This is a genomic window from Mycobacterium sp. NPDC050441, assembly GCF_040655355.1.
GTDB lineage: Bacteria > Actinomycetota > Actinomycetes > Mycobacteriales > Mycobacteriaceae > Mycobacterium.
This window is the reverse complement of the sequence record NZ_JBFAJS010000002.1, coordinates 151,630-177,300: the sequence shown is the minus strand read 5'-3', so window position 1 is coordinate 177,300 and position 25,671 is coordinate 151,630. Positions and strand designations below refer to the sequence as shown.

Sequence of the window (25,671 nt, the reverse complement as noted above, 5' to 3'; positions counted from 1 at the left end):
CCCCTAGTTTCTACAACAAGTTCTTGCATAAACTCTATCCATGATCACCGCACCGATCCATCTCGGATTGACGCAGGGACCTTTGACAGGCTGGCAGGCACCCGTTGACGGGAAGATTGGCCGACAAGTCGGCCCGATGGGAGGAATGCGATGAGTGCCGGTCTGGCTGTCGCGGTCGCGGTCGCCTTCTGCTGGCTGGGCATGGTCCTGGCGATCTCGTTCATCGAGGCGCCGCTGAAGTTCCAGGCCCCGGGTGTGACGCTGCAGATCGGACTCGGCATCGGGCGCAGGGTTTTCCGCGCACTCAACGCGGTGGAGACGGCCTTCGCCGTCGTCATCATCGTGGCCTTCGCCATGCACCGCCCCTCGGCAGCGGTGATCACAGCCTTCGCGGTTGCCGTCGCAGCACTGGCGGTTCAGTTGATTGCGGTGCGACCCAAGCTAATTCAGCGTTCCAATGCTGTGCTGGCCGTCGCCCCCGGCGAAGAGGCGCAGTCACGTTCGCAGGCGCATTACTACTACGTCGGGTTCGAGCTCATCAAGGTGATCGCACTGCTGGTCGGCGGGGTCCTGCTACTGGCCGGCTGACTCGAGGCTGGGCGTATTGACCTGAACCACAACACCGTTCGTGTACGGCCGGTGCGGGTCGCGCGGATTCGTCTCGGGAAGTATCAGGCGCCACCCCTGGTCCGGGTTCTTGTCCCTGGCCACCAGGAACCCGCCCCGGGCGGCCGGGCCGGCGAGTTCTTCGGCACTGCGAATCGGACCGTCGGCGAACAGATCGCCGGCCTGAGCCTGCACCGTCGGGTCCGAGGCCGACCGCCCGAGCCAGGTCGCGATCACGTCGTGTGCATACGCCGCCTGCGCGTCGGACAACCGGGTGTCGATCAGGATCGCGGCTTTGGCGTCGGGGAGACCCGCCGGGGACACGTCGCACAGCACGCCGCCCCGCATCACCCGGTCGTAGAAGCGACGCATCAGCAACGGCAACCCGAACTTGGTGGCGCCAAGGTAATACGCGAAGAGCACCACCACGAACCCTGCGACGACAACCATGTTCTGGTGATCTCGGGTCGCGAAGGCGTAGGCCGTTGCGCTGAAGAAGATGACAGCAGCGATGGCCATCATTCCCACCATCACTCGGATGGTGTACGGGTACTCCACAACGCGCTTGATCTCGTCCGCCGAACCGAACGCGGGCATCGGACGACGTCGTTGGAACGGCACCTCAGGTGCGGGGCGACTCACCGACCCAATCTAACCGGCCGAGCGGGACGGTCAGGACACCAATTCGGCTAGATCTCGATGACCGTCGGGACGATCATCGGCTGGCGGCGGTAGGTCTCGCCCACCCATTTGCCCACGGTGCGCCGGACGGCCTGGGCGATCCGGATCGGATCGGTGATGTTGTCGGCGGCAAGGCTTTCCAGCTCCCGCTCGACATTGCGGGCCACCGACTCCAGCGCCTTCGGATCTTCGGAGAACCCGCGCGAATACAGATGGGCCGGGGCGGCAGGCTTCCCGGTTTCACGGTGCACGACCACCGTCACCGCCACGAATCCCGAAGACAGGATGAGGCGTTCACCGAGCGTGGCGTCGCCGACATCCCCGGTGATCAACCCGTCGACGAACATCTTGCCGACGGTCACCGCACCGGAGATGGAGGCCTTACCGGCCACCAGGTCCACACTCACACCGTTCTCAGCCAGCACGATGTTCTCCGGCGGAACCCCCGTGCTGGCGGCCAGCGCCGCATTGGCGCGCATGTGACGCCAGGTGCCGTGCACCGGCATCACGTTGCGGGGCCGCACCCCGTTGTAGAGGAACAGCAGCTCACCTGCGTAGGCGTGGCCGGAAACATGAACGCGCGCTTGGGCATTGGTGACCACACGGGCGCCGATCTTGGCCAGCGCGTCGATGACGCCGTAAACCGCCTCCTCATTGCCGGGGATCAGCGATGAGGAGAGGATGATCAGATCGCCCGCGGTCAGCGTGATGCTGCGATGCTCGCCGCGCGACATCCGCGACAGCGCGGCCATCGGCTCACCCTGGGTACCGGTGGTGATCAGGACGACCTTCTCCGCCGGCATCATCTCCGCCGCCCCGATGTCGAGGATGTCGGCATCGGCCACTCGCAGGAGGCCGAGCTCACGGGCGATACCCATGTTGCGCACCATCGACCGTCCGACGTACGAGACCTTCCGGCCCAGCGCCACCGCCGCATCGGTGATCTGTTGCACGCGATCGACATTCGAGGCGAAGCAGGCAACGATCACCCGGCCCTCCGCGCCGCGGATCAGCCGGTGCAGCGTCGGGCCGACCTCGCTCTCGGACGGGCTGACGCCCGGATGCTCGGAATTGGTCGAGTCACACAGGAAGAGGTCGACGCCGGCGTCACCGAGTCGGGACATGCCAGGCAGGTCCGTGGGGCGGCCGTCGAGCGGCTGTTGGTCGAGCTTGATGTCTCCGGTGTGCAGCACGGTGCCGGCGCCGGTGTGGATCGCGACGGCCAGACAGCCCGGGATCGAGTGATTGACCGCGAAGTACTCGCATTCGAAGACACCGTGCTGGCTGCTCTGCTGCTCGGCGACCTCGACGAACACCGGCTTGATCCGGTGCTCGCGGCACTTCTCGCGGATCAACGCGATGGTGAACTTCGAGCCGACCACCGGGATATCCGGACGCTGCTTGAGCAGGAACGGGATCGCGCCGATGTGGTCCTCGTGGGCGTGGGTGACGACGAGCGCCTCGACATCGTCGAGCCGGTTCTCCACGTGACGCAGGTCCGGCAGGATCAGGTCGACGCCGGGTTCGTCGTGCCCGGGGAAGAGCACCCCGCAGTCCACGATGAGTAATTTGCCCAGGTGCTCGAAGACCGTCATGTTGCGGCCGATTTCGCTGATTCCGCCCAGCGCGGTAACTCGCAGACCGCCGGGGGCCAGGGGCTTGGGGGGCGCGAGTTCGGTGCTCACTAGCGCAACACCGCTGCCGCACGCATATCGGCTGCCAGCGCCTCGATCTCAGCAGGGGTGGCGGGAATCTGTGGTAGCCGTGGCTGACCGGCTTCGAATCCCTGCAACCGCAGGCCTTCCTTGGACATGGTGACTCCGCCGAGGTGGGCCTGGGCGCGGGCCAGCGGGGCCAACGACACGTTGATCTTGCGGGCCGTGGCGATATCGCCAGAGTTGAACGCGGTCAACATGTCACGCAACTGACCGGCGGCCAGATGTCCCCAGACGCTGACGAAACCGACGGCGCCCACCGCCAGCCAGGGCAGGTTCAACGTGTCATCGCCGGAGTAGTACGCCAGTCCGGTCTCGGCGAGGATCTGGCCACCGCCGTGCAGATCACCCTTCGCGTCCTTGACGCCGACGATGTTGGGGTGCCCGGCCAATACGTGGATGGTCTCCCACGCGATCGGGATCGAGGACCGCGGCGGGATGTCGTAGAGCAGGTTGGGCAGATCGGTGGCGTCGGCCACGGCCGTGAAGTGCGCGACCAGGCCGGCTTGCGGGGGCCGCGAGTAGTACGGCGTCACCACCAGCAGGCCGTGTGCACCCTCGGCGGCGCACGCCTTGGCCAGGTGCACGCTGTGCGCGGTGTCGTAACTGCCGGCGCCGGCGATGATGCGGGCCCGGTCCCCCACGGCTTCCAGCACGGCGCGCAGCAGTGCGAGCTTCTCGTCATCGGTGGTGGTCGGCGATTCGCCGGTGGTGCCCGAGAGCACCAGACCATCGCAACCGGCGTCGACCAGGCGATTGGCCAGGCGAGCGGCGGTTTCGAGATCGAGCGAACCGTCGGGCTTGAACGGAGTTGCCATTGCGGTCAACACCGTGCCCAACTGGGCTGTTACATCGATTCCGCTCGTGCTCACGCGCCAAGATTACCCGGTGGTCTCAAGCCTCTGTGGCCGTGTACCCGGCCCACTCCGTCAAGCCTCTGTGGCCAAGGGAGACGTTGCCACCTCGCTGCCGTCCGCGAGCGTCGAAATCTCGAAATCGGAGAACACCGCGGGGGCCGCTTCGACGAGCTCACGCAGGCATGCGATCGCCAGCCTGCGGATCTCCACATCGGCGTGTTCGCTGGCCCGCATCGCGATGAAGTGGCGCCAGGCGCGGTAGTTGCCGGTGACCACGATGCGGGTCTCGGTGGCGTTGGGCAGCACCGCCCGGGCGGCCTGCCGGGCCTGCTTGCGACGCAGAACAGCATTGGGCTGGTCTGCGAACTTGGCTTCCAGGCGTGCCAGCAGATCGGTGTAGGTCGCGCGGCTGGCGTCGGCCGCTGCGGTGAAGAGCTCCACCAACTCCGGGTCGTCCTCGAACCCGGGCGGAACCACCACCTCGGCGTCGTTCTCGGGGACGTAGCGCTGTGAGAGCTGCGAGTAGGAGAAGTGCCGGTGCCGGATCAGTTCGTGGGTGGCCGACCGGGAGATGCCGCTGATGTAGAACGACACCGACGCGTGTTCGAGTACCGAGAAATGGCCGACGTCGATGATGTGGCGGATGTAGCTCGCGTTGGTCGCCGTCCTGGGGTTGGGCTTCGACCAGCTCTGGTAACAGGCCCGGCCCGCGAACTCGGTGAGCGCGGGCCCGCCCGCGGCATCGGTGCTCCACGGCACGTCAGGCGGTGCCTGGAATTCCGTCTTGGCGATCAGCTGCACGCGCAGCGGCGCGATCTCGGCCACTCGCCCACCCTACTGTCGAGCTGTTGGCGGGCCGCACCAATGTCTGTATGAGAGATCGTCGCCGAGACGGGTGGCAGACTTCGGGCTTCATCCAGCGTGGGGGGACGCAATGTTGCAGTCGGTGCGGGTCGGGGTGTTCTCGGCAGTGGCGGTGCTGGCCGCGGGTTGCTCGACGACAACCTCAACGACAACCTCGACGACGACGGAAACCGCACCGTCGCCCACGTCGACTTCGACGCCGGCACCGCAGAAGCTGTCACGTGCGGAGACCATCACGTGGGCGCGCGGGATCGATCCGTGCGCCTTGATCGAGCCCAGACATCTCGAGGCGCTCGGGACCGTCCGGGTGATCGGGACTTCGTCGAACTCGACCTCGTGTGAAGCCCTCGTGGATGACGGCACCACCCGCGGGATCGACGTCAGTTGGTCAATTGCCTTCGCGCCGTTCGATTTCCTGACCTCGTCGCTCGGCACCCTCGAGGAGCTCGACGGTGTCAAGGCACGCCGAATCGATGCTGCCTCGGCTCTCGCGCCCGAGGTGCGTGATCAGCTCGTCGAAAGCGCATGCAACTACGACGTGGCGTTCGAGAACGAGATTGCGGTGCGGATGAGGGTGTCGACGGAACGCGATCGCGATGCCTGCGCGACTGCCAATCCGCTGGCCCGCGCAGTGATCTCGAAATGGCCGGAACACCCGACGCAGGGCACTTCCCCGCACACGACGGTGACCGCCCTCACCGACTCGGCTCCGTGCGCGGTCGTGCCGAAATTGCAGGAGTCGCGAAAGGTGTCGTTCGACTGGAAGGACCAGTCGCTCACGTCGTGTTTCTTCACCGTCGATACGACCGAAGTCTTGGTGACGTTCGACTACCAGGCGCATGAAGTGGTGGCCGCCGATGGCGAGCCGACGAAGTTCGGGAATCACGATGGTTATCGCAAGGTTCACGAGGGAACGACCTTCGCTGACGTGATCGTCGGTGACGGCTTCGACGGCGTCGACGCCGGCCGCCCGAGCCGACTCGTCCCCGTCGTCGCGGTCGACGGCGACGACGCAGCAGTGGTGTTGGATGTGACGACGGCCGTGCTGAATCAGCTTCCGCGCTGACCTCAGGAATCGCTGACGCGTCGCTTTCCACCTCCGGGCTGTTGCTCGGCCGAGACGACAACCCTGCTGTAGAAATCGGCGACCGTTTACCCGAACCGGAGAGGTCACCCTCCTAGACTCGGCTGATGTTCCGCGTTGTCCCGATCGCACCGGCACACCACGACGGTTTGCAGTGCTGATCGGCGTAGCCGCCGCATTGCTGGCGTGCGTCGGTTATGGCACGGCCTCCGTGTTGCAGTCGTATGCCGCGGGACGTTCGAGTGCGACGGAAGCCGACACCCCAGACAGCGGCCCCACCCTACGGTCGACGATCGGCGCGATGCTGGCACCGGTCTTCATCGCGGGAATGGCGCTCGACCTTCTCGGCTTCGTGGGCAGCCTGGTCTCGGCCCGGTTGATTCCACTGTTCCTTTCTCAGACGATCATCAGCGCCAACCTCGTGGTGACCGCGGTGTTGAGCATCTTCGTTCTCCACGTTCGGCTGCACCGCCGCGACTGGACTGCGATCGCGATAGTTCTTGTGGCGCTGTGCATCCTGGGAGCCACCGCCGGACATCTGGGCGACCGCGATCCAGGCGCTGCCATGCATTGGGGTGTGCTGGTGGTGTCCGCGGTCATCCTGGGCCTGGGTGCCACACTGGCCCGGTTGCTCGGGCGGAATGCCGCAGTGCCGGCCGGCCTGATCGCCGGCGTGCTCTACGGGGCAATGGCCGTGGCGATACGGCTCGTCGACGGTCTCGATCCCCTGAACCTCCAGGTACTGATCGCTGACCCGGCGACGTGGGCCGTGGTGCTCGCCGGTCTCGGTGGCTTCTACTTGTTCACCGTTGCCTTGCAGGTGGGTTCGGTGAACGGTGTGGCTGCGGCATTGGTGGTCGGCGAAACCGTGGTGCCCGGCATCGTGGGTGTGGTTCTGCTGGGTGATGTTTCGCGGCCTGGATATGGCTGGCTGGTGGTCATCGCTTTCATCGCGGCCGTCGGCAGCGCCGTCGCGCTCGCCGTCTCCAGCGCCGCCGAGTACGAGCGCGCGCAGAATTCCCGGCGGGCCGAGCCGGCAAAACCGGAAGAATACGGCCAGGTCCGACTGACACGACCCATGCCGGAACACAACCTGCCGGCCGGGGCGATCGGGACGGTCGTGATGGACCACACCAGATATTCGCAATCCGACCTCCCACCCGCGTATGAGGTGGAGTTCATGGATTCGCAGGGCAACACCGAAGCGGTTGTCACGGTGCTCGAGGAATACCTCGAAGTCATCTAGCGGCTGAGTTCTCAACCGACCGCCGCCGGTCGCCTGACCGAACTTGTCGGACCCTTCCTCTTTACTGTCCTGTTCCCCGGACACCGGGCGGCGGGTTCACAGCTTGGACCCTGCCCCGCCACCCGGCCCACCCACCTGAAAAGGAAGGTCTATCGATGCTACGCAGAATCACCGGCAGGACCATTGCCGCTGCCGGTCGGGCACACCGAAATACTCTGGCTCTGTTGACACTTGGCGCAACACTCGCATTGGCGGGCTGCGTGTCGCCGGACCGGGCCTCGACGAAGCCCACCGACACACCGAGGTGGGATGCCGGGTTGTCGTCGTCTGCCACACCGTCTCCTGCGGTATTGCCACCCACCGCAGCCGATTTCGTCATCGGCGTGGTCGTCACCGAGCAGAAGTGCTACGGCTCCGCCGGGTGCAACTACCGGTACACCATCAACCCACAGTATGTGAGCGCAAAACCGCTGCCGGAGAAAACAACTGTTGTGTTCAAGGTGACCGGTGGCGACCAGGACCAGGTCGGCAACTTCACCATCGACGGCGATGGTACGGCGACCTTCGACCGGGAGACCGGCATTTCCGGCCCCGAGGGCGCCGACTTGCAGGCCACGGTCACCCAGGTCATTCCCGGCCGCTGAGTCACCGGGAAGGGCCGAGTCACGCAGACCGATGGATTGGTCGCTGATCGAGGGGCAGCGACCAATCCGTCCATCCTTGTCCCCCGATCGGCGGATCCAGAGTGGCCCGGGCGGTGGGCCGATGAGCGGACAGACGCCGGACGCCGATGGGACCAAGCTCGAAGCACCGACAGACGTCCCGGCGAGACCGCATCGATGGCCCTGTCGCGCAATACATCTCCATCAATCGACTGCCGAAAACAATCATGAGAGGAACCATCGTGCACTACGAGATGCTTGATCTGGTCCGCGAACGCGCCAACGAGAAAGACTGGGACCTGATCTTCGACAGCGGCCCGAATGCTGAGTACCGCACGATGGTGTGGGAACACCCTCTGCTCAGCGCAACCGGCGTGGTGACGGAGTTGGAAATTGGGTTCAGCCCCGACGGTCGCATCATCTTCTCCGAGAGGCGGCTCGGCGGCGTGGCCCACAAACGCGTCAAGCCCGCCAGAGCCTTCGCCTCGACCGATGTCTGTCTCGCGGCCCTGCAGATGATCTGATCCGTAGCAGCCGCAATAACCGAACGATCCGCCTCCGCGACGAGAAGTTTGCTGCCATCCTGGTCAGCTATGGGCGACTTTGGGGTGATCAGCGACCATCAGCAACAATGGCCGGCGCGCGCTCACCGAGATGTATCGCATCGTCGGCACCGCCAAACCCGACGCTGCCGCGAGCCCGATCAACAGCCAGTTCCTCAGCCAGTTGGCCGTCCTGACCTCTGACCGCAGTGCGCGGATCCTCAACTCGAGTCCACGCATACCCCCTCTGTTGTGGTGCGCCCTGGTCTTCGGCAGCCTGGTCTTGATCAGCCTGGCCAGCTTCATGCGGCTCGAGAACAACCGCGCCCACATGATTCTGGTGAGTTCGGTGACCGTTCTACTTGCGTTGCTGCTCTACCTGGTCTTCATGCTGGACCATCCGTATGGCGAGGTCGGCGTGACCCCGCACCGGTTTGCACATGCAGTGATGGTGTTCGACCTGATTGACCGCGGGACCTGACCGCCCGCCCGGGCTGGTGAGCGACGGGCGGTTTCAAGATGCCGATCACAACCGTTCGGTCGAAATCGGCGCAATACTCATCCCCCTATTGACCTAATTACGTGACGCATCGTAACTTAATCATGTGTCCTCGCTCACAGGCCCCGGACGGCCACGTGATCCACAAACCCAGCGCGACATCATGCGTGCCACCCGTGCCCTACTGGCACGTGACGGCTATGACCAACTGTCCATCGAGGCCATCGCCCGCGAGGCCGGTGTCAGCCGGCCCACCATCTACCGGCGTTGGCCGTCGAAGGCCCACCTGGTCTTCGATGCCGCATTCGGTCAGCCACCTGGCGGTGAACCCCTTTCGCTCTCAGGAGATTTCGAGGCCGACCTGCGGAGCTTCACCTCAGCGGTGCTCACCTTCTGGCGCGACCCCGTGGTCGAGGCCGCCGCGCTCGGCATCCTCACCGAACGTCGCCGCGACCCGGAGCTACACATCAAGACCCAGCAACTGCTCGATGAGCAGACCAAGGGCGCCTTCCGCTCCCTGGTGGCCTCAGGCGTAGAGCAGGGCCGAGTCCGTCGCGATGTCGACGTCGACATGGTCTACCAGGCGTTGATCGGCACCGCCTTCTACTCCGCCCATATGGAACCGGACATCGATGTCGACGACACCGCAGATCGATTGTGCTCCTTGCTGATCGAAGGAGCAGGACGTAAACAACCACGAAAGAAGGATCGACCATGACCGACAAGGCCGAACTGTCCGAGGCGTTCAACGCGCTTCTCGACGAGATGCGCGGCATCGAACAGAAGCTGCTCACTACCGAGCCCGCGCTGAGTGAACCCGACCTGCTCGACGGATACCGGCTGGCGTTCAGCGTGCTGAGGGTCAGCGTCGACGCCTACGTGTGGGGCGACCGTGACAAGCCGATCCTGGTCGACGTCATCAGCCCGTACCTCAAATGGGGCGGCGACAACTCCGACGCCTTCTATCAACTCGCACCACTGAACCCCGCCCGCACCTATCGAGTCACCGGGAACCGCGGCGATGCGGTGTATCTGTCGATGACCGTCTACGGCGGGCCCGGTGAAGGCCGCTACAGCGATCGCATCGTCGGCACCATCAACAACCGGGACCTGGAGTTCGACGAGGACGGAAACTTCGAGTTCATCATGAGTCCCGATTCTCACCCGGGGACCTGGCTCAAACTCGATGCCGACACCGAATTCGCCTTGACCCGTGACTATCTGAACGATCCCACCACCGGCCGCCGGCCGGTGTGGCACATCGAGGCGCTCAATCCGCCGGCCCGGCGCTCCGACAGCGCCGCCGAACTGGCCCGCCGCTTCCGCTACGCCAAGGCCTGGCTGCACGAACAGGTTTCGTTCCTGCCCACCAAGGTGGAGCCCGCCAACCAGTTGCACCCGCCGTTCCCGGTCCCCCAGAACGCCTACGGGTGGTCCGCCGCCGACGCGGCGTACGCCATGGGCGCCTACGAGCTGGAGCCCGATCAGGCTCTCATCATCGAGGGCACCTCACCGGAGTGCGTGTTCTGGAACCTCTGCCTGTGGAATCCGTTTCTGCACACCTTCGACTACACCCACGAGCGGGTCACCATCAACGGTGCCCACGTCACCTACGAACCGGACGGGTCCTGGCGGATCGTCATCAGCGACAAGGACCCGGGCCACCCGAACTGGGTCTCGACGGCCGGCCGGCCCAAGGGCCTGATCTGGCTGCGCTGGTTCCTGCCCGACGAGACCCCCGCGCACCCGCAGTGCCGGGTCATCGATGTGGCCGAGGTCGCGGCCCTGTGACCACCGACCTGCAACGTCCGGCACCGATCCGGTTCGACGACCTGTCGAACCCGGTCTATCCCCCGGCAGCACAACCGATCCGCGACGGACTGGCCGCCTACGGCGCGAATCTGGAGCTGAACCCGGAATCGCTATTGACGGCCGCGACCGAGCGATCCGGGCTGGATGATTTCGGCGACCCGGCGTTCGGGGAACGTCTCGACGTGCTCTGTACCGCCCTGCGCGAGGAGGCCGGCCTGTGCGACTCCGGCCTGGCGATGGCATTCGAACAGCTGGTGGGCAGCCTGGTCAACCGGCTGCGGCTGGAGGCACTGATCGCCGACCATCCCGAGATCGAGGACATCGAGATCGACCGGCCGATCATCATCTGCGGTCTGCCCCGCACCGGCACCACGCATCTGCACAATCTGCTCGCCGCCGATCCCGCGCTACGCCACCTGCCGTACTGGGAGAGCCTCGAACCCGTGCCTGCGCCCGGGGAGGAAGACACACCCGGACCGCGGGGGGATCGGTGTGCCGCCGGCCTGGAAATGATCAGCTCGTCGATGCCGGAGTTCCGCCGCATGCACGACATGACCGTCGAGCACGCCCACGAGGAGATCCAGCTCCTCGCCAATGACATTTCCGGCATGCTGTGGGAAACCATGTATTACGTGCCGAGTTTCGCGGCTCATTACAAGGCACACGATCAGGCGCCGTCCTATGCGTACGTCAAGCGCACCCTGCAGGCCATGCAGTGGTTGCGTGGGGGGTCCCGCTGGGTGCTGAAATCACCGCAGCACCTGGAGCAGTTCCCAACTCTCGCCGCGACCTTCTCGGATGCGACTTTCATTGTCACCCACCGCAATCCGGTCGACGTGACGCTGTCGATGATGACGATGATCTGCTACTCGATGCGGATGGCGGTCACGCAGCCCGATGTGGCGAAGCTGACCGGATACTGGCTGGGCCGCATCGACGATCTGCTCGCCGGCTGTATCCGCGACCGCGACGCGCTGCCCGCCGGGCAATCCATCGACGTCCGGTTCGACGACTTCATGGCCGACGAACGGGGCACGCTGGCCGATATCTACCGACTCGCCGGCCAACCGTTCGGCGACGACGTCCGCACGGCCATGAGCGACTTCCTCACCGAACACCCCCGCGGACGCTATGGGGGCGTCATCTACGACCCGGCCGATCTGGGGCTCGACCCGGCCGCCTTGGCCGAGCGATTCCGCGCCTACCGCGAGCGGTTCCTCGGCTAGATACCCTGGCCAACCCGTCAGTCGGCCAGGCCTCCGGCGCGCCGCATCGCGGCGGAGATGTGTTCGAAGTCGATCGCCAGGTGTTCGCGTGCCAGTGCTTCGGCGTCGTCCCCGCGACGCCCGGCGATCGCATCGATCAGCTGTTCGTGCTCCCGCAGGGCCCGTAGCTCCATCTGGCGCATGGTCGCCGATTCACCCCACAGGTGGGCCGGGGCGGCGATGCTCACGGAGGCCTCCAACTCGAGCAGCATCTGTTTGAGCACGGTATTGCCGGCCGCGTCCATGATCGCCAGGTGCAACGCGCTGTCCGCCTGCTGGGCGGCCAGGCCGCTCTCTGCACAGCGGTATGCCTCGAGCCGCTCCCTCAGCACCTCGAGGTCACGGTCGGTTCGGGCCTCCGCGGCCGCACGGCATACCGCACCGTGGATGCGGCAGATGGCATCGCAGCGGTCCCGCAGTTCATCGAGCCGCGTGGTCAGGGTGCGGCCGACGGCGGCGGTCGACGACTCCGGCCATTGCTGCAGCACATAGGTGCCGCCGCCGCGTCCGCTGCGCCGGGTCTCCACCAAGCCCAGCTCGACCAGCCGGGCCAGGGCCGCGCGTACCGTCATCCGGCCGACCCGCAGGGACGCGGCGAGTTCACGCTCGGCAGGCAGACGCGATCCGGGCAGGTATTCGCCGATCGCCACTGCGGTGACGAGACGGTCGGTGATTTCATCCACTCGCGACGAGGGTTCGAGTTCGCGCTCGAGCAGCCCGGGCGTGGCACCCGCGGGCTCTGTCGGCTGCGGCTCGGCAATCCCCATGGGCACACAATATCGACGTCTCAAATTAAATCCTGATTAATGGTCTTGTCACAAGACCATTAGTGGTCCATGCTGACGGCCATGCCTCGTTCCACCCGCACAGTGTCCTTCCGCGGTCACGAGACCTGGGTCCAGGTCACCACACCCGAAAGCGCCCGACCCGACGCTCTTCCGTTGTTCGTCCTGCACGGTGGACCCGGCATGGCCCACAACTACGTCGCCAACATCGCCGCCCTGGCCGACGAGACCGGCCGCACTGTCGTCCACTACGACCAGTTGGGCTGCGGTAACAGCACACACCTTCCCGACGCCCCTGCCGACTTCTGGACACCACAACTCTTCGTCGATGAGTTCCACACCGTCCGCGAGGCTCTCGGCGTCGACCGGTACCACGTGCTCGGACAGTCCTGGGGCGGCATGCTCGGCGCCGAGATCGCCGTCCGCGCCCCAGCCGGACTGGCTTCGCTGTCGATCTGCAACTCCCCCGCCTCGATGCAACTGTGGGTCGAAGGCGCCGCCGAACTTCGCGCTCAATTGCCGCCGGAGGCCCGGACCGCGCTGGAGCGACATGAGGCCGATGGCACGGTCACCGATCCCGCGTACCTGGCAGCGACGGAGGAGTTCTACCGTCGCCATGTCTGCCGGGTCGAGCCGATGCCGAAGGACTTCGCCGACACCGTGGCCCAGATGGAGGCCGAGCCGACGGTGTACTACACGATGAACGGCCCCAACGAGTTTCACGTCATCGGAACTCTGCGCGACTGGAGCATCATCGACCGCCTGCCATCGGTTACCGCCCCGACACTCGTCATCGCCGGCGAGTTCGACGAGGCCACCCCGGCGACCTGGCAGCCCTATGCCGACCTGATTCCCGACGCCCGCAGTCACGTGTTCGGTGACACCAGTCACTGCACCCACCTGGAGAAACCCGAGGAGTTCCGCTCGGTGATCGCCGAGTTCCTGAATCAGCACGATCTGGCCGCTGCCGCCCGGGTCTAAACCCCACTTCCCTTCGACTCGACAGGAACGCCATTGGCAACCGAAGCGGCCGCCGCCCACCTCACCACCGGTGAAGGACAACGCGATCTCGAATCATTCGGCTACAAGCAGGAACTCAGCCGCTCAGTCTCCACGGCCGACCTCATCGTCTACGGCCTGGTGTTCATGGTGCCCATCGCACCGTGGACCATCTTCGGGACGGTCTACAACAGCGCGTCGGGCATGGTGCCGCTGGTCTACCTGATCGGCCTGATCGCCATGGTGTTCACCGCCCTGGCCTACTCGCAGATGGCCAAGTCGTTCCCGCTCGCCGGGTCGGTGTATTCCTATGTCGGCCGCGGCATCCACCCCGGCCTGGGATTCTTCGCCGGCTGGGCCATCCTGCTCGATTACCTGTTGATCCCCACCCTGCTCTACGTCTTCGCCGCCGAATCGATGGTCGGACTCTTCCCGGACACTCCGCGCTGGGTGTGGGCGATCGTCTTCGTGGTGGTCAACACGATCATCAACCTGCTCGGCGTGGGTTCGCTCAAGCTGGTCAACCGCCTATTCCTCGCCGTGGAACTGGTTTTCGTCGTGCTGTTCGTGATCATCGCGGTCCGCGCCATCAACGGACAGTCGCTACCCGACGTCGGGTGGAGCGTACTGCCGATCTGGAACTCCGAGGTGGTCACCGCACCGTTGATCGCGACCGCGCTGTCGATCGCGGTGCTGAGCTTCCTTGGCTTCGACGGCATCTCGACACTGGCCGAGGAATCGACCGGTAAGAAGAACCCGGCCGGCAGGGCGATGATCGTCGCCCTGTTCGTGGTGGCATTCCTGTTCATCACCCAGACCTGGCTGGCCAGCCTCCTGGCCGGGGGCCGCGAATCGTTCAGCGACGACGAGGTCGGCAACGCTTTCTTCCTCTTGGTACAGGCCGCGTCCAGCACCGGCTGGATGAACGCGTTCTTCGTGGTCAACGTGCTGGCCGTCGGTTTCGCCAACGCGATGGCCGCCCAGGCCGCCACCAGCCGGTTGCTGTTCTCGATGAGCCGCGATCGCCAGCTGCCCGCATTCCTGTCCACGATCAGCTCCCGCAAGGTGCCGATCGCAGCCATCCTGGTGGTCAGTGCCCTGAGCCTGGTGCTGGTGCTGTTCTTCGTCGGCCAGATCGGATTGATCTCGTCGCTGGTGAATTTCGGTGCGCTGTTCGGCTTCTGCCTGCTGCACGCCTCGGTCATCTGGTACTACCTGGTGCGCCAGAAGTCGAAGAATTACCTGCTGCACCTCGTGGTGCCGACCATCGGCTTCCTGATCATCGGCTACGTGTTGATCAATGCCGACGCACTGGCCAAGATCGGCGGCATCGTGTGGCTCGTGATCGGTGGGATCATTTTCGCCACCAACATGATCCGAGGACGCGGGGTCCCTGAACTAGCTGAGGAACCGGCGACGTAACGGCTCGGCGAGGTCGCCACGGTCCCCCACCTCGACTTCGCCCACCCCCAGCCACGACGCCATCGTCCTCAGCTCGACGGCCAGGGCCTCCGCCACCCGCGCGGGGTCCTGGCCGTCCTCCATGAACGCGCCGGGTACCTGCAGCGCGGCGTCGGTGCGTTTGAGGTCCACTCGCGCCACCAGCTCCCCGTCGAGAAGAAACGGCCATACGTAGTAGCCGAATTGGCGTTTGGGTGCTGGTACGTAGATTTCGATGCGGTAGTGAAAATCGAACCACCGCTCAACGCGGGGCCGGAAGAAGATCAACGGGTCGAACGGGCACAGCAGTGCGGTCCCGCGGTCACGGCTCGGCACGGTCTGTCCCGCACGTAGGTACGCCGGGGTGCCCTCGACGTCAACGGGCTCGAGCTCCCCGTCCGCCACCAGCTTGGCGATCGCCGGCTTGACCTGCCGTGCCCCCATCCGGAAATAGTCGCGAATGTCGGCCTCGGTGCCGACGCCCAGCGCAGTGGCCGCCCGCAAGGCGAGCTCCCGGACCGCCTCCTCATCGTCGACCTGGCGGTCCACCACCTCCGGTGGCAGCACACGCTCGGTGAGGTCGTAGTGCCGGGCGAAGCCGACGCGCGTCGCCGTCGTCAGAACCCCCGCGGACCACAGTGCCTCGGCCACCCACTTGGTCTCACTACGGTCCCACCACGGTCCCTTGCGGCCGCGCGGCTCGGACTCCAGATGGGCCTCGATCTGGCCGGCGGTGGACGGCCCGAGCTCAGCGACCGCGGCCACGATGTCGTCGGCCAGCTTGGGGTTCTTCCGGACGATCTCGGTGCCCCACCGGCCGTGGGTGTACTCCCGCATCCGCCATCGCAGCAGCGGCCAATCCTCGACCGCCATCAGCGCGGCCTCGTGCGCCCAGTACTCCACCAGAAGCCGCGGTGAACGCGCGCTGTGCGACCACGCTGCCCGGTCGAGTGCGTCTCGGTCGTACGGACCCAGCCGACTGAACACCGGCGCGTAGTGCGCCCGCACGGCCACCGACACCGAATCCAGCTGCAGCACCTGAATCCGGGAGATCAACTTGCGCAGATGCGCGCGGGTGACCGGGCCGCGGGGTTTGGGTGCGTGAAACCCCTGTGCGGCGACGGCAATGCGACGGGCCTGCGCGGTCGTGAGGGTAGCCACCCTGCCATCGTTCCCTAGGGGACCGACAAGTAGCGGAGCGGATTGGAGCGAAGGGACCGACAAGTAGCGGAGCGGATTGGAACGAGGGGACCGACAAGTCCGCCGCCCCAGTTGGCGATACTGTCCGGGTGGCGTTGGATTGGGATGCGTTCGAGACGGAATTGACCCTGGCCGCTGTGGATGCAGTGCGCGCGCTGGTCGCGAACGCAGCGTCGGAGACGCCGTACGCCGTGGCGTTCAGCGAGTTCTATGCCGAGACCACCGGGGTTATCTACCTGCCCAACCTGGCGCTGGCCACCGAGGAGTCGGTCGAGGAGCCGGATTGCCGGTTCAGTCCGCCGGATTGGGAGCACCAGGACTACGAGTGGGGCGAAACCGATTCGCAGTGGAGTGATCGGCTGAGTGCAGCGGTTACCGGCCTGCCCCGCGCGCAGTGGGAGCAGGAGTGGGACCGGTTCGCCCAGGCGATGCTGAACATCGCCGCCAAGACTCGGAGCGCGCTCGTCACCGACGGCACCCTGCCCGACGATGCGGTGGTCTACCTCGATGACGAGGACGCGGATCTCCTGGTTCGTTCGTTGACCGCCGACGAGTTGCGACGCCACTTCCCCGAGTACGTCGCCGCAGCCGAGACCGAACGTGGCCTGCTCGCCATGCCCGTCGAGCAGCGGGTGCCCGTACTCGCCGCAGCGGCCGGTCTGATCGCCGGGCCGGGCAACGAGCTCGGCCGGGAACGCGCGACCCAACTGCTGCTCGACACCGGTGCGGCGGCGGTACCGGTCGGGATTGCCGCCCTCGGCCACCCCGAAACTGCTTGGGCGGGAGGCAAATTTCTCGCCGACCTGAACATCGCGGCACCCGAAGTGATGGATGCTCTGTGGGCGGCCCTACCGCTGCGCGGCAACGCCCACGACTGGGTGGCCACGGCCCTCGGCCGCCTCGGCGCCGGGTTGGAGGTGCTGGCTCGCACCGACCTTTCGGCCGGCAGCAGATCGGCCGCGGTCGCCGCGCCGTACCGTTCGTTTCGCGATCACGGGCGCGGGCACCTGCCGCTGGATTACACGCTGCTGGCCGCCGGACTCGCCGATGCGACGGTTGCCGGGAAGGTGGCGGAGGATCTGAAGCTGGGAACCGGGTACTGCACCCTGGACGTCGCCGACCTACCCGGCGCCCCACTCGGACTCGCGCATCCCGAACCGGTGATCCGTCGTCACGCGGTCATCGTCATCAGTGATCTGATCGGCCCCATGGGCCCCGGCGACCTCGACAGTGATGTGGTGAAGGATCTGGAGCGACGCATCGACGAGCTGGCTGCCGAAGACCCCGACAGCGAGGTGCGCAGGCTGGCCGGCTACCGCTCCCGCACGTAGCTGCAGAACCGGTATCGCAGCCCTGAGCCGCTGGTCAGCCACTCCCCAGTGGTCCTGGTCCAGGAACCATCGAGCACCGGCGCCAACGCGTCCCCCTCGGCCGGGGGCAGGTCGATGTCGACCTCGGTCACCTCGCACCGCACGGCGAACGGAAGCGCCTGCGAATAGATCTGCGACCCGCCGATCACCCAGCCCCGGAAGACGTCGTCGAGTCCGGTCAGGACCTCGGCACCTTCCGCCGCATAGCCGGGATTGCGGGTGATGACGACATTGCGCCGCCCCGGCAACGGCCGGACCTTGGCCGGCAGCGACTCCCAGGTCAGACGGCCCATCACCACGGTCTGTCCGAGGGTGAGTTGCTTGAACCGGGCCTGGTCCTCCGGCAGATGCCAGGGGATGCCGTTGTCGCGGCCGATGACGCCCGAGGTCGACTGTGCCCAGATCATCGCCAGTGCTCGAAGATCACCGGTCATACAGCGACGGGTGCCTTGATCGCCGGGTGTGGGTCGTAGTTCAGAATCGCAATATCCTCGTACTTGTAGTCGAAAATCGAATCACGTTGAGCCAGAACAAGTTCCGGATACGGTCGGGGTTCTCTGCTGAGCTGTAGGGCCACCTGCTCGACGTGGTTGTCGTAGATGTGGCAATCGCCGCCGGTCCAGACGAACTCACCGACGCCGAGCCCGGCCTGCGCGGCCATCATGTGGGTCAGCAGGGCGTAGCTGGCGATGTTGAACGGCACTCCGAGAAACAGGTCTGCGCTGCGCTGATACAGCTGGCAGGACAACTTCTGGTCGGCGACATAGAACTGGAAGAAGGCGTGGCACGGCGGCAGCGCCATCTGGGGAATCTCGCCGACGTTCCACGCCGAGACGATGTTGCGCCGTGAGTCAGGGTCGCGCTTGAGCAGCTCGAGGGCATTCGAGATCTGGTCGATGTGCTCACCGGAGGGGGTCGGCCACGACCGCCACTGCACCCCATAGACCGGACCGAGATCGCCTGTCTCACTGGCCCATTCATCCCAGATCGTCACACCGTGGTCCTGCAGCCACCGCACGTTCGAATCGCCGCGCAGGAACCACAGCAACTCGTAGATCACCGATTTGGTGTGCACCTTCTTGGTGGTGATCAACGGAAACCCGGCGGCCAGGTCGTAGCGCAGCTGATGCCCGAACAGACTGCGGGTGCCGGTACCGGTGCGATCGGATTTCGCCACCCCTTGCTCGGTCACCTTCCGCAGCAGGTCCTCGTAGGGCGTCTCGATCGGCACACATTCAGCTTACGTGGCGACCCGGGGAGTAGAACGGAAGCCATGCCGACCACCAAAGACACCATCACCACGCCCGCCGGGACCTGCCCGGTCACCTTCGTCACCCCGGAAGGCGCGGGACCATGGCCGGGCATCGTCATGTATCCCGACGCGGGTGGGCCACGCGCCACCTTCGACCAGATGGCCGCCCAACTGGCCGGCTACGGGTACGCGGTCCTGGTACCCGACATCTACTATCGCGACGCCGGCTGGGCACCGTTCAACATGGCCACGGTGTTCGGTGACCAGGCCGAACGTCAGCGCCTGTTCTCGATGATCCAGAAGGTGACCCCCGAGTTCATGGCGGCCGACGCCGGCGCGTTCTTCGACTACCTGCAGGCCCGCCCGGAGGTCAGCGGTGAGAAGTTCGGCACCACCGGCTATTGCATGGGCGGACGGACATCACTGGTGGTCGCCGGGCGGGTACCCGATCGGGTGGCGGCCGCCATGTCCTTCCACGGCGGCGGGCTGGCCTCCGACGATCCGGGCAGCCCACACCTGCTCGCCGACCAGATCCAGGCCGCGGTCTACGTCGGCGGAGCCGAGGGCGACGCGTCGTTCACCGCCGAACAAGCCAAGACCCTCGATGAAGCCCTGACCGCTGCGGGCGTCGAGCACACCATCGAAACCTATTCCGCCGCACACGGTTTCGCCGTCCCGGACAATGCGCCGTACGACGAGGCGGCCGCGAAACGGCACTGGGACGCGATGGAGGCATTGTTCGGGGCGAAACTCAGCTGAGGACACTTCGCCGACCCGGGCTGATTCGCCCCGGCCCGGGTAAGCGACGATTGACGCATGTACGACCAGCCCTTCTCCGACGAGTCCCACCCCACCGAGCCCGGGTTCCGCATCGATCCGGTACTGGCCCGGAGCTGGTTGCTGGTCAACGGCGCGCAGTATGAGCGCTTCGCCCCGGCAGCCCGTTCCCGCGCCGACATCGTCGTCCTCGACATCGAGGATGCGGTGGCGCCCAAGGACAAGGTTTCCGCGCGCGAGAAGGTGACCCGCTGGCTGGCCGACGGCAACAGCGACTGGGTCCGGATCAACGGCTTCGGCACCCCGTGGTGGGCCGACGACCTGGAGATGCTGGCCGGCACCTCGGTGGGCGGCGTCATGCTGGCCATGGTCGAGTCGGTGGACCATGTCACCGAGACGGCCCGGCGGCTGCCCAACGTGCCGATCGTCGCACTGGTCGAGACTGCCCGCGGCCTGGAGCGGATCACCGAGATCGCCTCGGCCAAGGGCGCATTCCGTCTCGCTTTCGGTATCGGCGACTTCCGGCGCGACACCGGTTTCGGCGACAGCGCGGCCACCCTGGCGTACGCGCGGTCCCGGTTCACCATCGCCGCCAAGGCCGCCGGACTCCCCGGTGCCATCGACGGCCCCACCGTGGGATCCAGCGCACTGCGCCTTTCGGAGGCAACGGCGGTCTCGGCCGAGTTCGGCATGACCGGCAAGATCTGCCTGACGCCCGATCAGTGCCCCACCGTCAACGAGGGCCTGGCCCCTTCGCAGGACGAGATCAGCTGGGCGAAAGAGTTTTTCGCCGAATTCCAGCGTGACGGCGGGGAGATCCGCAACGGGTCAGACCTGCCCCGTATCGCCCGGGCCAACAAGATCCTCGATCTGGCCAGGGCGTACGGCATCCACGAACCCGAGTACAGCGACGACCCGGACCACGTGCCGGCCCCGTCCGACACGTACCACTACTGAGTTCGGCTCAGGCCTGCGGTTTGGCGTCGTCGCGGTGCATGAAAGTGTTGATCGCGCGGACCACACCCCGGCCGGCATAGATGCCCGCGGCCACGGAAACGATGATCATCGCTATGAACATCACCAGCCAGTTGCTCCGGCTGTGACTGACGTTCCACCAAATGATCGTGAACAGCACTGCGCACACGAAAACGACGATGTCCCGCCAATTCCCGCGGTAGGACATCGCGGCCTCACGGATTTCGCGACTGCGGTCACCCGCATCGATCAAGCCGTCGATACGTTCGTCGATGCTGGCCTTGAGCCGTGCCTTCCGTTCGACATCCTCGGCGGGCAACCGGTCTAGCAGATCGAGATCCTTGGTGATCATCCCGCGGATGTCCGGCGGTTTGAGGTTGCCCGCGATCACCCCGAGCATCGCACCACCGGCGATGGGCGCGGCTCCGAGTGCAAGTTCGGCGATCCCCGGCATTGTTGTCCTCTCGTCAGTCCATCAGCATGGCAGCCAACGTGCCGCCCAACTCGTAGGCCCGTTCCCGGACGCCGCCGTCGACCACACCCGTAACTTCAAGCACGTCAGCCGCTTTGACCAACGCCAGCCCGGTCACAATCTTGTCGACCGCGCTCGCCGCACCGACCGTGTCGTTGTTGCCGTGCACCCACAGCCCGTACGGACGCCCGGCCACGTGGTCGAGGCTCGGGTAGTACACCGTATCGAAGAAGTGCTTCAGTGCACCGCTCATGTAACCGAAATTGGCTGTGGTTCCGAACAGATAGCCGTCGGCGGCCAACATGTCGGAAACAGTCGCAGCTAACGCCGGCTTGGCCTCCACCGTGACACCGGAGATGTCCGGATCGTGCGTCCCGGCCAGCACCGCTTCCAGAAGCTCTCGCGTTGCCGGAGACGGCGTGTGATGCACCACCAACAGCGTCTTGGTCATGGCGCCCGGTGTTCCTGCATCCGCACCGCCGTGCGCATGGTCTCGCGCGCACGGCCCCGATCGCCGGCGAAGTCGTAGGCGCGGGCCAGCCGGTACCAGCGAACCCAATTGTCCGGATCGGCTTCCAATTCGGCCTTGACCGTTCCGAACAGTTCGTCGGCGGCGTCCCGTTCGATACGACCGGACGGCCGCGTCGGTAGCTCGCTGACGTCCAGTTCCATGCCCTGTTCGCGGGCCAGGCGGGCCAACCGTTGATGCGCCAGGCCGGCCCGCAGCGTGGTGACCAGCACCCAGATGCCGATCAGCGGGAACGCCATCAGTGCCAGGCCCAGTCCGATCGCGGCCGGCTCGCCCGAGATGATGAAGATCCACGCGGTACGTCCGAGCATCAGGAAGTAGGCGATCAGCGCCAGGCACATGAAGCCGATCACCAGTTGGATGCGCAGCGACCGCGCGCCGTCGTTCACGACAGATCGAGCAGCGGTTCAATGCCGATGGTCAGGCCCGGCCGCTCGGCGACCTTGCGCACGGCCAACAGCACGCCCGGCACGAACGAGGACCGGTCCAGGCTGTCGTGCCGGATCGTCAGCGTCTCCCCCTGCGTTCCGAACAGCACCTCTTGATGGGCGACCAGCCCGGCCACCCGCACCGAGTGCACCGGCACGCCGTCCACATCGGCACCGCGCGCTCCCTCCAGCCCGGTGCTGGTGGCGTCCGGGTTGGGCGGCATGCCTTTCCGCGCCTCGGCGATGAGCTTCGCGGTGCGAGCGGCCGTGCCGGACGGTGCGTCGGCCTTGTGCGGGTGGTGCAGCTCGATGATCTCAACCGATTCGAAATAGCGCGCCGCCTGCTGGGCGAAGTGCATCGACAGCACCGCACCGATGGCGAAGTTCGGCGCGATGAGCACCGCAGCTTCGGGCTTCGCCTTGAGCCATGCCTCCACCTGCTCGATGCGATCCCAGGTGAACCCGGTGGTTCCGACGACAGCGTGAATACCGTTGTCGATGAGGAACTTCAGGTTGTCCATCACCACATCGGGATGGGTGAAGTCGATGACCACGTCGGTCTTGGTGTCGGTGAGCAGGGTCAGCGGGTCACCCACGTCGACCCCGGTCGAAAAGGTGAGATCTTCCGCGGATTCGACCGCGTGCACCATGGTCGCGCCGACTTTGCCCTTAGCCCCGAGAACACCAACTCGCATGGTTGGGAGCCTACTGCCCGGGGTTGCACGGGCATTCGTTCCGGTACGAGAAAAACTCCGGTCTCGTTTGCCACTACTGCCCCAAATCGGGCCAGCCTGTCAGGGTATCGAACTAATGTTCGAATCATGAGCGATGGGGTGGCTCCAAGCTTGCCGCGTTGGCGGCCGCGGTCGCCGACCTGCAATCGCTGCCGTTCACCGCCCTTTCCACCGCGCAGTTGCTGGACGTGTGCTCGGGAGTGCAGCAGGCCCGCAATCTGATCCCCACCGTCGAACACCGGACGATTGCCGCATTGGCCGACCAGACCACCCCGGCCGCCGTCGGGGCGAAATCCTGGCCCGAAGCCCTGCGCATCCGGCTGCGGGTATCGGAGACCGAGACCCGGCGCCGTTATCGCGACGCACTGAACTTCGCACCCCGCACAGCGGTATCGGGGCAGACGCTGCCGCCGCCGCGGGCAGCGACCGCATCCGCCCAGGCCGGCGGCTGGATCAGCGCCGACCACATCGAAATCCTGGAATCGTTCTTCCGCAAATGCCCGCCCTGGGTCGATGCGACCGGCCGGGCCCGGTTCGAGGAGAAACTGGTCGCCGTCGCCGCCACCAACGCCCCCGAAACCCTGCAACAAACGGTCAACGAAGCGCTGTATCTGCTGAACCAGGACGGCCCCGAACCCGATGACGAACAATGCGCCCGGCGCCGCGGGATCGTGATCGGACCCCAACAACCCGACGGATCGTCGCGGATCTCAGGCCGGATCAACCCTGAACTGCGCGCCGGCCTGGAGGCGGTCAACGCCAAAACGGCAGCTCCGGGCATGTGTAACCCCGCCGACGAGAACCCCTGCACCACCGGCACTCCCACCCAAGAACAGGTCGACGCCGACACCCGCACCCCGGCCCAACGCACCCACGACGCCCTGCTCGCTCTTACCCGCAACGCCCTGATGTCCGGGGAACTGGGCCAACACAACGGGCTGCCGGTGTCGATCGTGGTCACCACCACCCTGCAAGAACTGCACGCCGGGGCCGGGGTCGCCATCACCACCGGCGGCACCAAACTCTCCATCCCCAACGTGATCCGGTTGGCCACCCGCGCCTGGCACTACCTGGCCGTCTACGACAAGCACACCAACTTGCCGCTCTACCTCGGCCGAACCCCGCCGCATCGCCACCCCCGCACAACGGTTGATTCTGTTCGGCCGCGAACGCGGCTGCACCCGCCCAGGCTGCACCGCCCCCGCGAATCGGTCCCAGGTCCACCACGCCCAACAAGACTGGGCCAAAGGCGGGTGCACCAACATCGACGAACTCACCCTCGGCTGCGGGCCCGATCAACGCCTCGTCGGTCCCGGCAAATGGACCACCCGCATCAACCAGCGCGGCCAATGCGAATGGATCCCGCCCCCACTGCTGGACACCGGCCAAGCCCGCATCAACACCCATCACCACCCCCAGCTCTACCTCACCGAGGGTGGCAACGACGAAACCGACTGTCACCCAACCTGATTGCCCACAGTAGAGGTCACACCGACAACCGGTCTCTAGGGTGGAACCATGCGCCTGATCTCGCTGACACCATTCGCCATCGCTGTTCTCGCGTTCGTGGGGTGCTCCGACAACGCCGCTGCCGACGATGCCGACCTCAACGGCCGCACCTTCGTGTCGGTGCAGGTCGAGGGCGATCAGATCCCGGGCGGCGGACCGCTGACGGTCGGTTTCGACGGGAGTCGGATCAGCACCTTCGCCGGCTGCAACCACGGTTCCGGGACCGCCAACCTCTCCGAAGGCCGGATCACCACCCAGTTGGCCATGACCATGATGGCCTGCCCGCCACCGGTGGGCGATGCGGATGCCTGGGTATCGAAGTTCTTCGAGGCCAAGCCAACCTGGTCGCTGTCGGGCGACGATCTCACGTTGCGCACCGACGCCGCTACCGTCACCCTGCGAGACAAGAAGGTGGCCGACCCCGATCGGCCGCTCACCGGCACCACCTGGCAGGTCACCAGCCTGGTATCCGCGCAGGCGGTCAGCACCTCCGTCGCGCTCGAGCAGTCCAAGCCCACCTTGACCATCGCCGACGACGGCGCTGTCAGCGGTTCGACGGGCTGCAATCGAATCACCGGCCACGCAACCGTTTCCGGGTCCAGCGTCGAGTTCGGTCCGCTGGCCACCACCAGGATGGCGTGCCCGCCGGAGGTCAATGAGATCGAGCAGGCGGTGTTGCGGGTCCTCAAGGGCACGGTGCAGACCACCATCGACGCGGATCGACTGAAGCTCTCGGGCGCGGACGGCAACGGGCTGGTATTGCGCGCCCAGTGAGCCGCGCCGTAAGCCGGGCGGTGAGCTCAGAGCGGTGACGCCCCACGCAGGTGCTCGAAGATCAGCGAGGTCTGCGTCCCGGCGACATCGGCGTCGGCGTTGAGGTTCTCCACCACGAAGGCCCGAAGGTCATCGGTGTCCCGCGCAGCCACATGCAGGATGAAGTCGTCTCCCCCGGCGAGGAAGTAGACGTCCATCACCTGTGGCCGGGTGCGGATATGGGCGATGAAGTTGCGGATCTTGCCCCGCGCGTTCGATTGCAGACTCACCGAGATCATCGCCTGCAGACTGAGCCCCACGGCCGCCGGATCGATGTCGGTATAGAAGCCCCGGATCACCCCGATTTCCTGGAGCCTGCGCACCCGACCGTGGCACGTTGACGCTGCGATACCCACCGCGTCGGCCAGCGCGCTGTTGGACATGCGGGCATCGGCATGCAACGCCAGCAGGATGCGGCGGTCCACCTCGTCGAGATCCGGCCGAACATCCTTCGGCGAACGGGGCGCACGAAACGGCAAGTTTGACGATTCTTCCACCATTCGACGACTCTAACGAATCTTCATCGGAGATATTGCTCACTTATCGAAGTTTCTT

The 25,671-nt window shown here is 65.9% G+C and carries 28 protein-coding genes and 3 pseudogenes; 18 read left to right on the top strand and 13 right to left on the bottom strand.

Features of this window, described 5'->3' with window-relative positions; genetic code table 11:
• Nucleotides 1-150: 150 nt before the first annotated feature.
• Nucleotides 151-588 carry a hypothetical protein gene (locus tag AB0I14_RS05900; protein ID WP_358017334.1) on the top strand — a complete coding sequence of 146 codons (438 nt, stop codon included), beginning with the start codon at nt 151-153 and terminating at the stop codon, nt 586-588.
• On the opposite strand, the gene AB0I14_RS05895 is transcribed toward AB0I14_RS05900, so the two are convergent.
• Genes AB0I14_RS05895 through thyX form a run of 4 tightly spaced genes read right to left on the bottom strand, consistent with a single transcriptional unit; the run spans nt 574 to nt 4,684 of the window.
• Nucleotides 574-1,248 carry a hypothetical protein gene (locus AB0I14_RS05895; protein WP_358017331.1) on the bottom strand — a complete coding sequence of 225 codons (675 nt, stop codon included), beginning with the start codon at nt 1,246-1,248 and terminating at the stop codon, nt 574-576. The two genes, AB0I14_RS05900 and AB0I14_RS05895, sit on opposite strands and share 15 nt — an antisense overlap.
• 47 nt (nt 1,249-1,295) lie before the next feature.
• Complete coding sequence (locus AB0I14_RS05890; protein ID WP_358017328.1) at nt 1,296-2,972, bottom strand: ribonuclease J; 1,677 nt, start codon at nt 2,970-2,972, stop codon at nt 1,296-1,298.
• Nucleotides 2,972-3,874: a 4-hydroxy-tetrahydrodipicolinate synthase gene (gene dapA, locus AB0I14_RS05885; protein ID WP_358017325.1), complete on the bottom strand. Its 903-nt coding sequence runs from the start codon at nt 3,872-3,874 to the stop codon at nt 2,972-2,974. Before dapA ends, AB0I14_RS05890 begins: the two co-directional genes overlap by 1 nt.
• A gap of 57 nt (nt 3,875-3,931) precedes the next feature.
• Nucleotides 3,932-4,684, bottom strand: a complete 753-nt coding sequence (gene thyX / locus AB0I14_RS05880; RefSeq protein ID WP_358017322.1) for an FAD-dependent thymidylate synthase — start codon at nt 4,682-4,684, stop codon at nt 3,932-3,934.
• Between the two features lie 109 nt (nt 4,685-4,793).
• Between thyX and AB0I14_RS05875 the strand changes: the two genes are divergently transcribed.
• From AB0I14_RS05875 to AB0I14_RS05835, 9 genes and pseudogenes are all read left to right on the top strand, one after another.
• Nucleotides 4,794-5,789 (top strand): DUF3558 family protein, encoded by a 996-nt coding sequence (locus AB0I14_RS05875; RefSeq protein ID WP_358017319.1) that lies wholly within the window; start codon nt 4,794-4,796, stop codon nt 5,787-5,789.
• Nucleotides 5,790-5,961: 172 nt separating this feature from the next.
• Nucleotides 5,962-6,816, top strand: a pseudogene (locus AB0I14_RS05870) (hypothetical protein); the annotation flags it as partial.
• A gap of 51 nt (nt 6,817-6,867) precedes the next feature.
• Nucleotides 6,868-7,053 (top strand): annotated as a pseudogene (locus AB0I14_RS05865) (DUF4926 domain-containing protein); the annotation flags it as partial.
• Between the two features lie 224 nt (nt 7,054-7,277).
• Entirely contained in the window at nt 7,278-7,697 is a 420-nt protein-coding gene (locus AB0I14_RS05860; RefSeq protein ID WP_358017317.1) for a hypothetical protein, read from the top strand.
• 245 nt (nt 7,698-7,942) lie between these two features.
• On the top strand, nt 7,943-8,239 hold the full coding sequence (locus tag AB0I14_RS05855; RefSeq protein ID WP_358017314.1) for a hypothetical protein: 297 nt from the start codon (nt 7,943-7,945) through the stop codon (nt 8,237-8,239).
• A gap of 130 nt (nt 8,240-8,369) precedes the next feature.
• A complete protein-coding gene (locus AB0I14_RS05850) occupies nt 8,370-8,738 on the top strand; it encodes a hypothetical protein (protein WP_358017312.1) in 369 nt (122 codons plus the stop codon).
• A 124-nt stretch (nt 8,739-8,862) separates the two neighbouring features.
• Entirely contained in the window at nt 8,863-9,474 is a 612-nt protein-coding gene (locus AB0I14_RS05845) for a TetR/AcrR family transcriptional regulator (RefSeq protein ID WP_358017309.1), read from the top strand.
• Entirely contained in the window at nt 9,471-10,547 is a 1,077-nt protein-coding gene (locus tag AB0I14_RS05840; protein WP_358017306.1) for a DUF1214 domain-containing protein, read from the top strand. Before AB0I14_RS05845 ends, AB0I14_RS05840 begins: the two co-directional genes overlap by 4 nt.
• Nucleotides 10,544-11,794 (top strand): sulfotransferase, encoded by a 1,251-nt coding sequence (locus AB0I14_RS05835; RefSeq protein ID WP_358017303.1) that lies wholly within the window; start codon nt 10,544-10,546, stop codon nt 11,792-11,794. The genes AB0I14_RS05840 and AB0I14_RS05835 overlap by 4 nt, the downstream gene beginning before the upstream one ends.
• A gap of 17 nt (nt 11,795-11,811) precedes the next feature.
• On the opposite strand, the gene AB0I14_RS05830 is transcribed toward AB0I14_RS05835, so the two are convergent.
• Entirely contained in the window at nt 11,812-12,600 is a 789-nt protein-coding gene (locus AB0I14_RS05830; RefSeq protein WP_358017300.1) for a GntR family transcriptional regulator, read from the bottom strand.
• A gap of 69 nt (nt 12,601-12,669) precedes the next feature.
• Here AB0I14_RS05830 and AB0I14_RS05825 point away from each other — a divergent pair, with 69 nt between their 5' ends.
• Both AB0I14_RS05825 and AB0I14_RS05820 read left to right on the top strand, forming a co-directional pair.
• Nucleotides 12,670-13,599 carry a proline iminopeptidase-family hydrolase gene (locus AB0I14_RS05825; RefSeq protein WP_358017297.1) on the top strand — a complete coding sequence of 310 codons (930 nt, stop codon included), beginning with the start codon at nt 12,670-12,672 and terminating at the stop codon, nt 13,597-13,599.
• 33 nt (nt 13,600-13,632) lie between these two features.
• Nucleotides 13,633-15,039, top strand: a complete 1,407-nt coding sequence (locus tag AB0I14_RS05820) for an APC family permease (RefSeq protein WP_358017294.1) — start codon at nt 13,633-13,635, stop codon at nt 15,037-15,039.
• On the opposite strand, the gene AB0I14_RS05815 is transcribed toward AB0I14_RS05820, so the two are convergent.
• The gene (locus tag AB0I14_RS05815) at nt 15,016-16,218 is read right to left on the bottom strand and encodes a crosslink repair DNA glycosylase YcaQ family protein (RefSeq protein ID WP_358017291.1); all 1,203 of its coding nucleotides are present in this window, start codon (nt 16,216-16,218) and stop codon (nt 15,016-15,018) included. The two genes, AB0I14_RS05820 and AB0I14_RS05815, sit on opposite strands and share 24 nt — an antisense overlap.
• Nucleotides 16,219-16,346: 128 nt before the next feature.
• Here AB0I14_RS05815 and AB0I14_RS05810 point away from each other — a divergent pair, with 128 nt between their 5' ends.
• The gene (locus AB0I14_RS05810) at nt 16,347-17,588 is read left to right on the top strand and encodes a DUF4303 domain-containing protein (protein ID WP_358017288.1); all 1,242 of its coding nucleotides are present in this window, start codon (nt 16,347-16,349) and stop codon (nt 17,586-17,588) included.
• Here the strand turns inward: AB0I14_RS05810 and AB0I14_RS05805 are convergent.
• Nucleotides 17,570-18,061 carry a dihydrofolate reductase gene (locus tag AB0I14_RS05805; protein ID WP_358017285.1) on the bottom strand — a complete coding sequence of 164 codons (492 nt, stop codon included), beginning with the start codon at nt 18,059-18,061 and terminating at the stop codon, nt 17,570-17,572. The genes AB0I14_RS05810 and AB0I14_RS05805 overlap by 19 nt on opposite strands.
• Nucleotides 18,058-18,858 (bottom strand): thymidylate synthase, encoded by an 801-nt coding sequence (locus AB0I14_RS05800; protein ID WP_358017282.1) that lies wholly within the window; start codon nt 18,856-18,858, stop codon nt 18,058-18,060. Before AB0I14_RS05800 ends, AB0I14_RS05805 begins: the two co-directional genes overlap by 4 nt.
• A gap of 42 nt (nt 18,859-18,900) precedes the next feature.
• On the opposite strand from AB0I14_RS05800, the gene AB0I14_RS05795 reads away from it, so the two are divergent.
• Nucleotides 18,901-19,638 carry an alpha/beta fold hydrolase gene (locus AB0I14_RS05795; RefSeq protein WP_358017279.1) on the top strand — a complete coding sequence of 246 codons (738 nt, stop codon included), beginning with the start codon at nt 18,901-18,903 and terminating at the stop codon, nt 19,636-19,638.
• Nucleotides 19,639-19,695: 57 nt separating this feature from the next.
• Nucleotides 19,696-20,613, top strand: coding sequence for a CoA ester lyase (locus tag AB0I14_RS05790; RefSeq protein ID WP_358017276.1), 918 nt, complete (start codon nt 19,696-19,698; stop codon nt 20,611-20,613).
• A gap of 7 nt (nt 20,614-20,620) precedes the next feature.
• On the opposite strand, the gene AB0I14_RS05785 is transcribed toward AB0I14_RS05790, so the two are convergent.
• Genes AB0I14_RS05785 through dapB form a run of 4 tightly spaced genes read right to left on the bottom strand, consistent with a single transcriptional unit; the run spans nt 20,621 to nt 22,755 of the window.
• Complete coding sequence (locus tag AB0I14_RS05785) at nt 20,621-21,085, bottom strand: hypothetical protein (protein ID WP_358017273.1); 465 nt, start codon at nt 21,083-21,085, stop codon at nt 20,621-20,623.
• 13 nt (nt 21,086-21,098) lie between these two features.
• Nucleotides 21,099-21,554, bottom strand: coding sequence for an NAD(P)H-dependent oxidoreductase (locus AB0I14_RS05780; RefSeq protein WP_358017270.1), 456 nt, complete (start codon nt 21,552-21,554; stop codon nt 21,099-21,101).
• Complete coding sequence (locus tag AB0I14_RS05775) at nt 21,551-22,021, bottom strand: hypothetical protein (protein ID WP_358017267.1); 471 nt, start codon at nt 22,019-22,021, stop codon at nt 21,551-21,553. Before AB0I14_RS05775 ends, AB0I14_RS05780 begins: the two co-directional genes overlap by 4 nt.
• The gene (gene dapB, locus AB0I14_RS05770; RefSeq protein WP_358017265.1) at nt 22,018-22,755 is read right to left on the bottom strand and encodes a 4-hydroxy-tetrahydrodipicolinate reductase; all 738 of its coding nucleotides are present in this window, start codon (nt 22,753-22,755) and stop codon (nt 22,018-22,020) included. Before dapB ends, AB0I14_RS05775 begins: the two co-directional genes overlap by 4 nt.
• 227 nt (nt 22,756-22,982) lie before the next feature.
• On the opposite strand from dapB, the pseudogene AB0I14_RS05765 reads away from it, so the two are divergent.
• The 3 genes and pseudogenes from AB0I14_RS05765 to AB0I14_RS05755 form a co-directional block, all read left to right on the top strand.
• Nucleotides 22,983-23,855, top strand: a pseudogene (locus tag AB0I14_RS05765) (DUF222 domain-containing protein); the annotation flags it as partial.
• Nucleotides 23,856-23,943: 88 nt separating this feature from the next.
• Nucleotides 23,944-24,264 (top strand): HNH endonuclease signature motif containing protein, encoded by a 321-nt coding sequence (locus tag AB0I14_RS05760; RefSeq protein ID WP_358017262.1) that lies wholly within the window; start codon nt 23,944-23,946, stop codon nt 24,262-24,264.
• 48 nt (nt 24,265-24,312) lie between these two features.
• Entirely contained in the window at nt 24,313-25,077 is a 765-nt protein-coding gene (locus AB0I14_RS05755; RefSeq protein WP_358017259.1) for an META domain-containing protein, read from the top strand.
• Between the two features lie 26 nt (nt 25,078-25,103).
• Here the strand turns inward: AB0I14_RS05755 and AB0I14_RS05750 are convergent, their stop codons facing one another.
• Entirely contained in the window at nt 25,104-25,616 is a 513-nt protein-coding gene (locus AB0I14_RS05750) for an Lrp/AsnC family transcriptional regulator (protein ID WP_358017256.1), read from the bottom strand.
• Between the last annotated feature and the right edge of the window lie 55 nt (nt 25,617-25,671).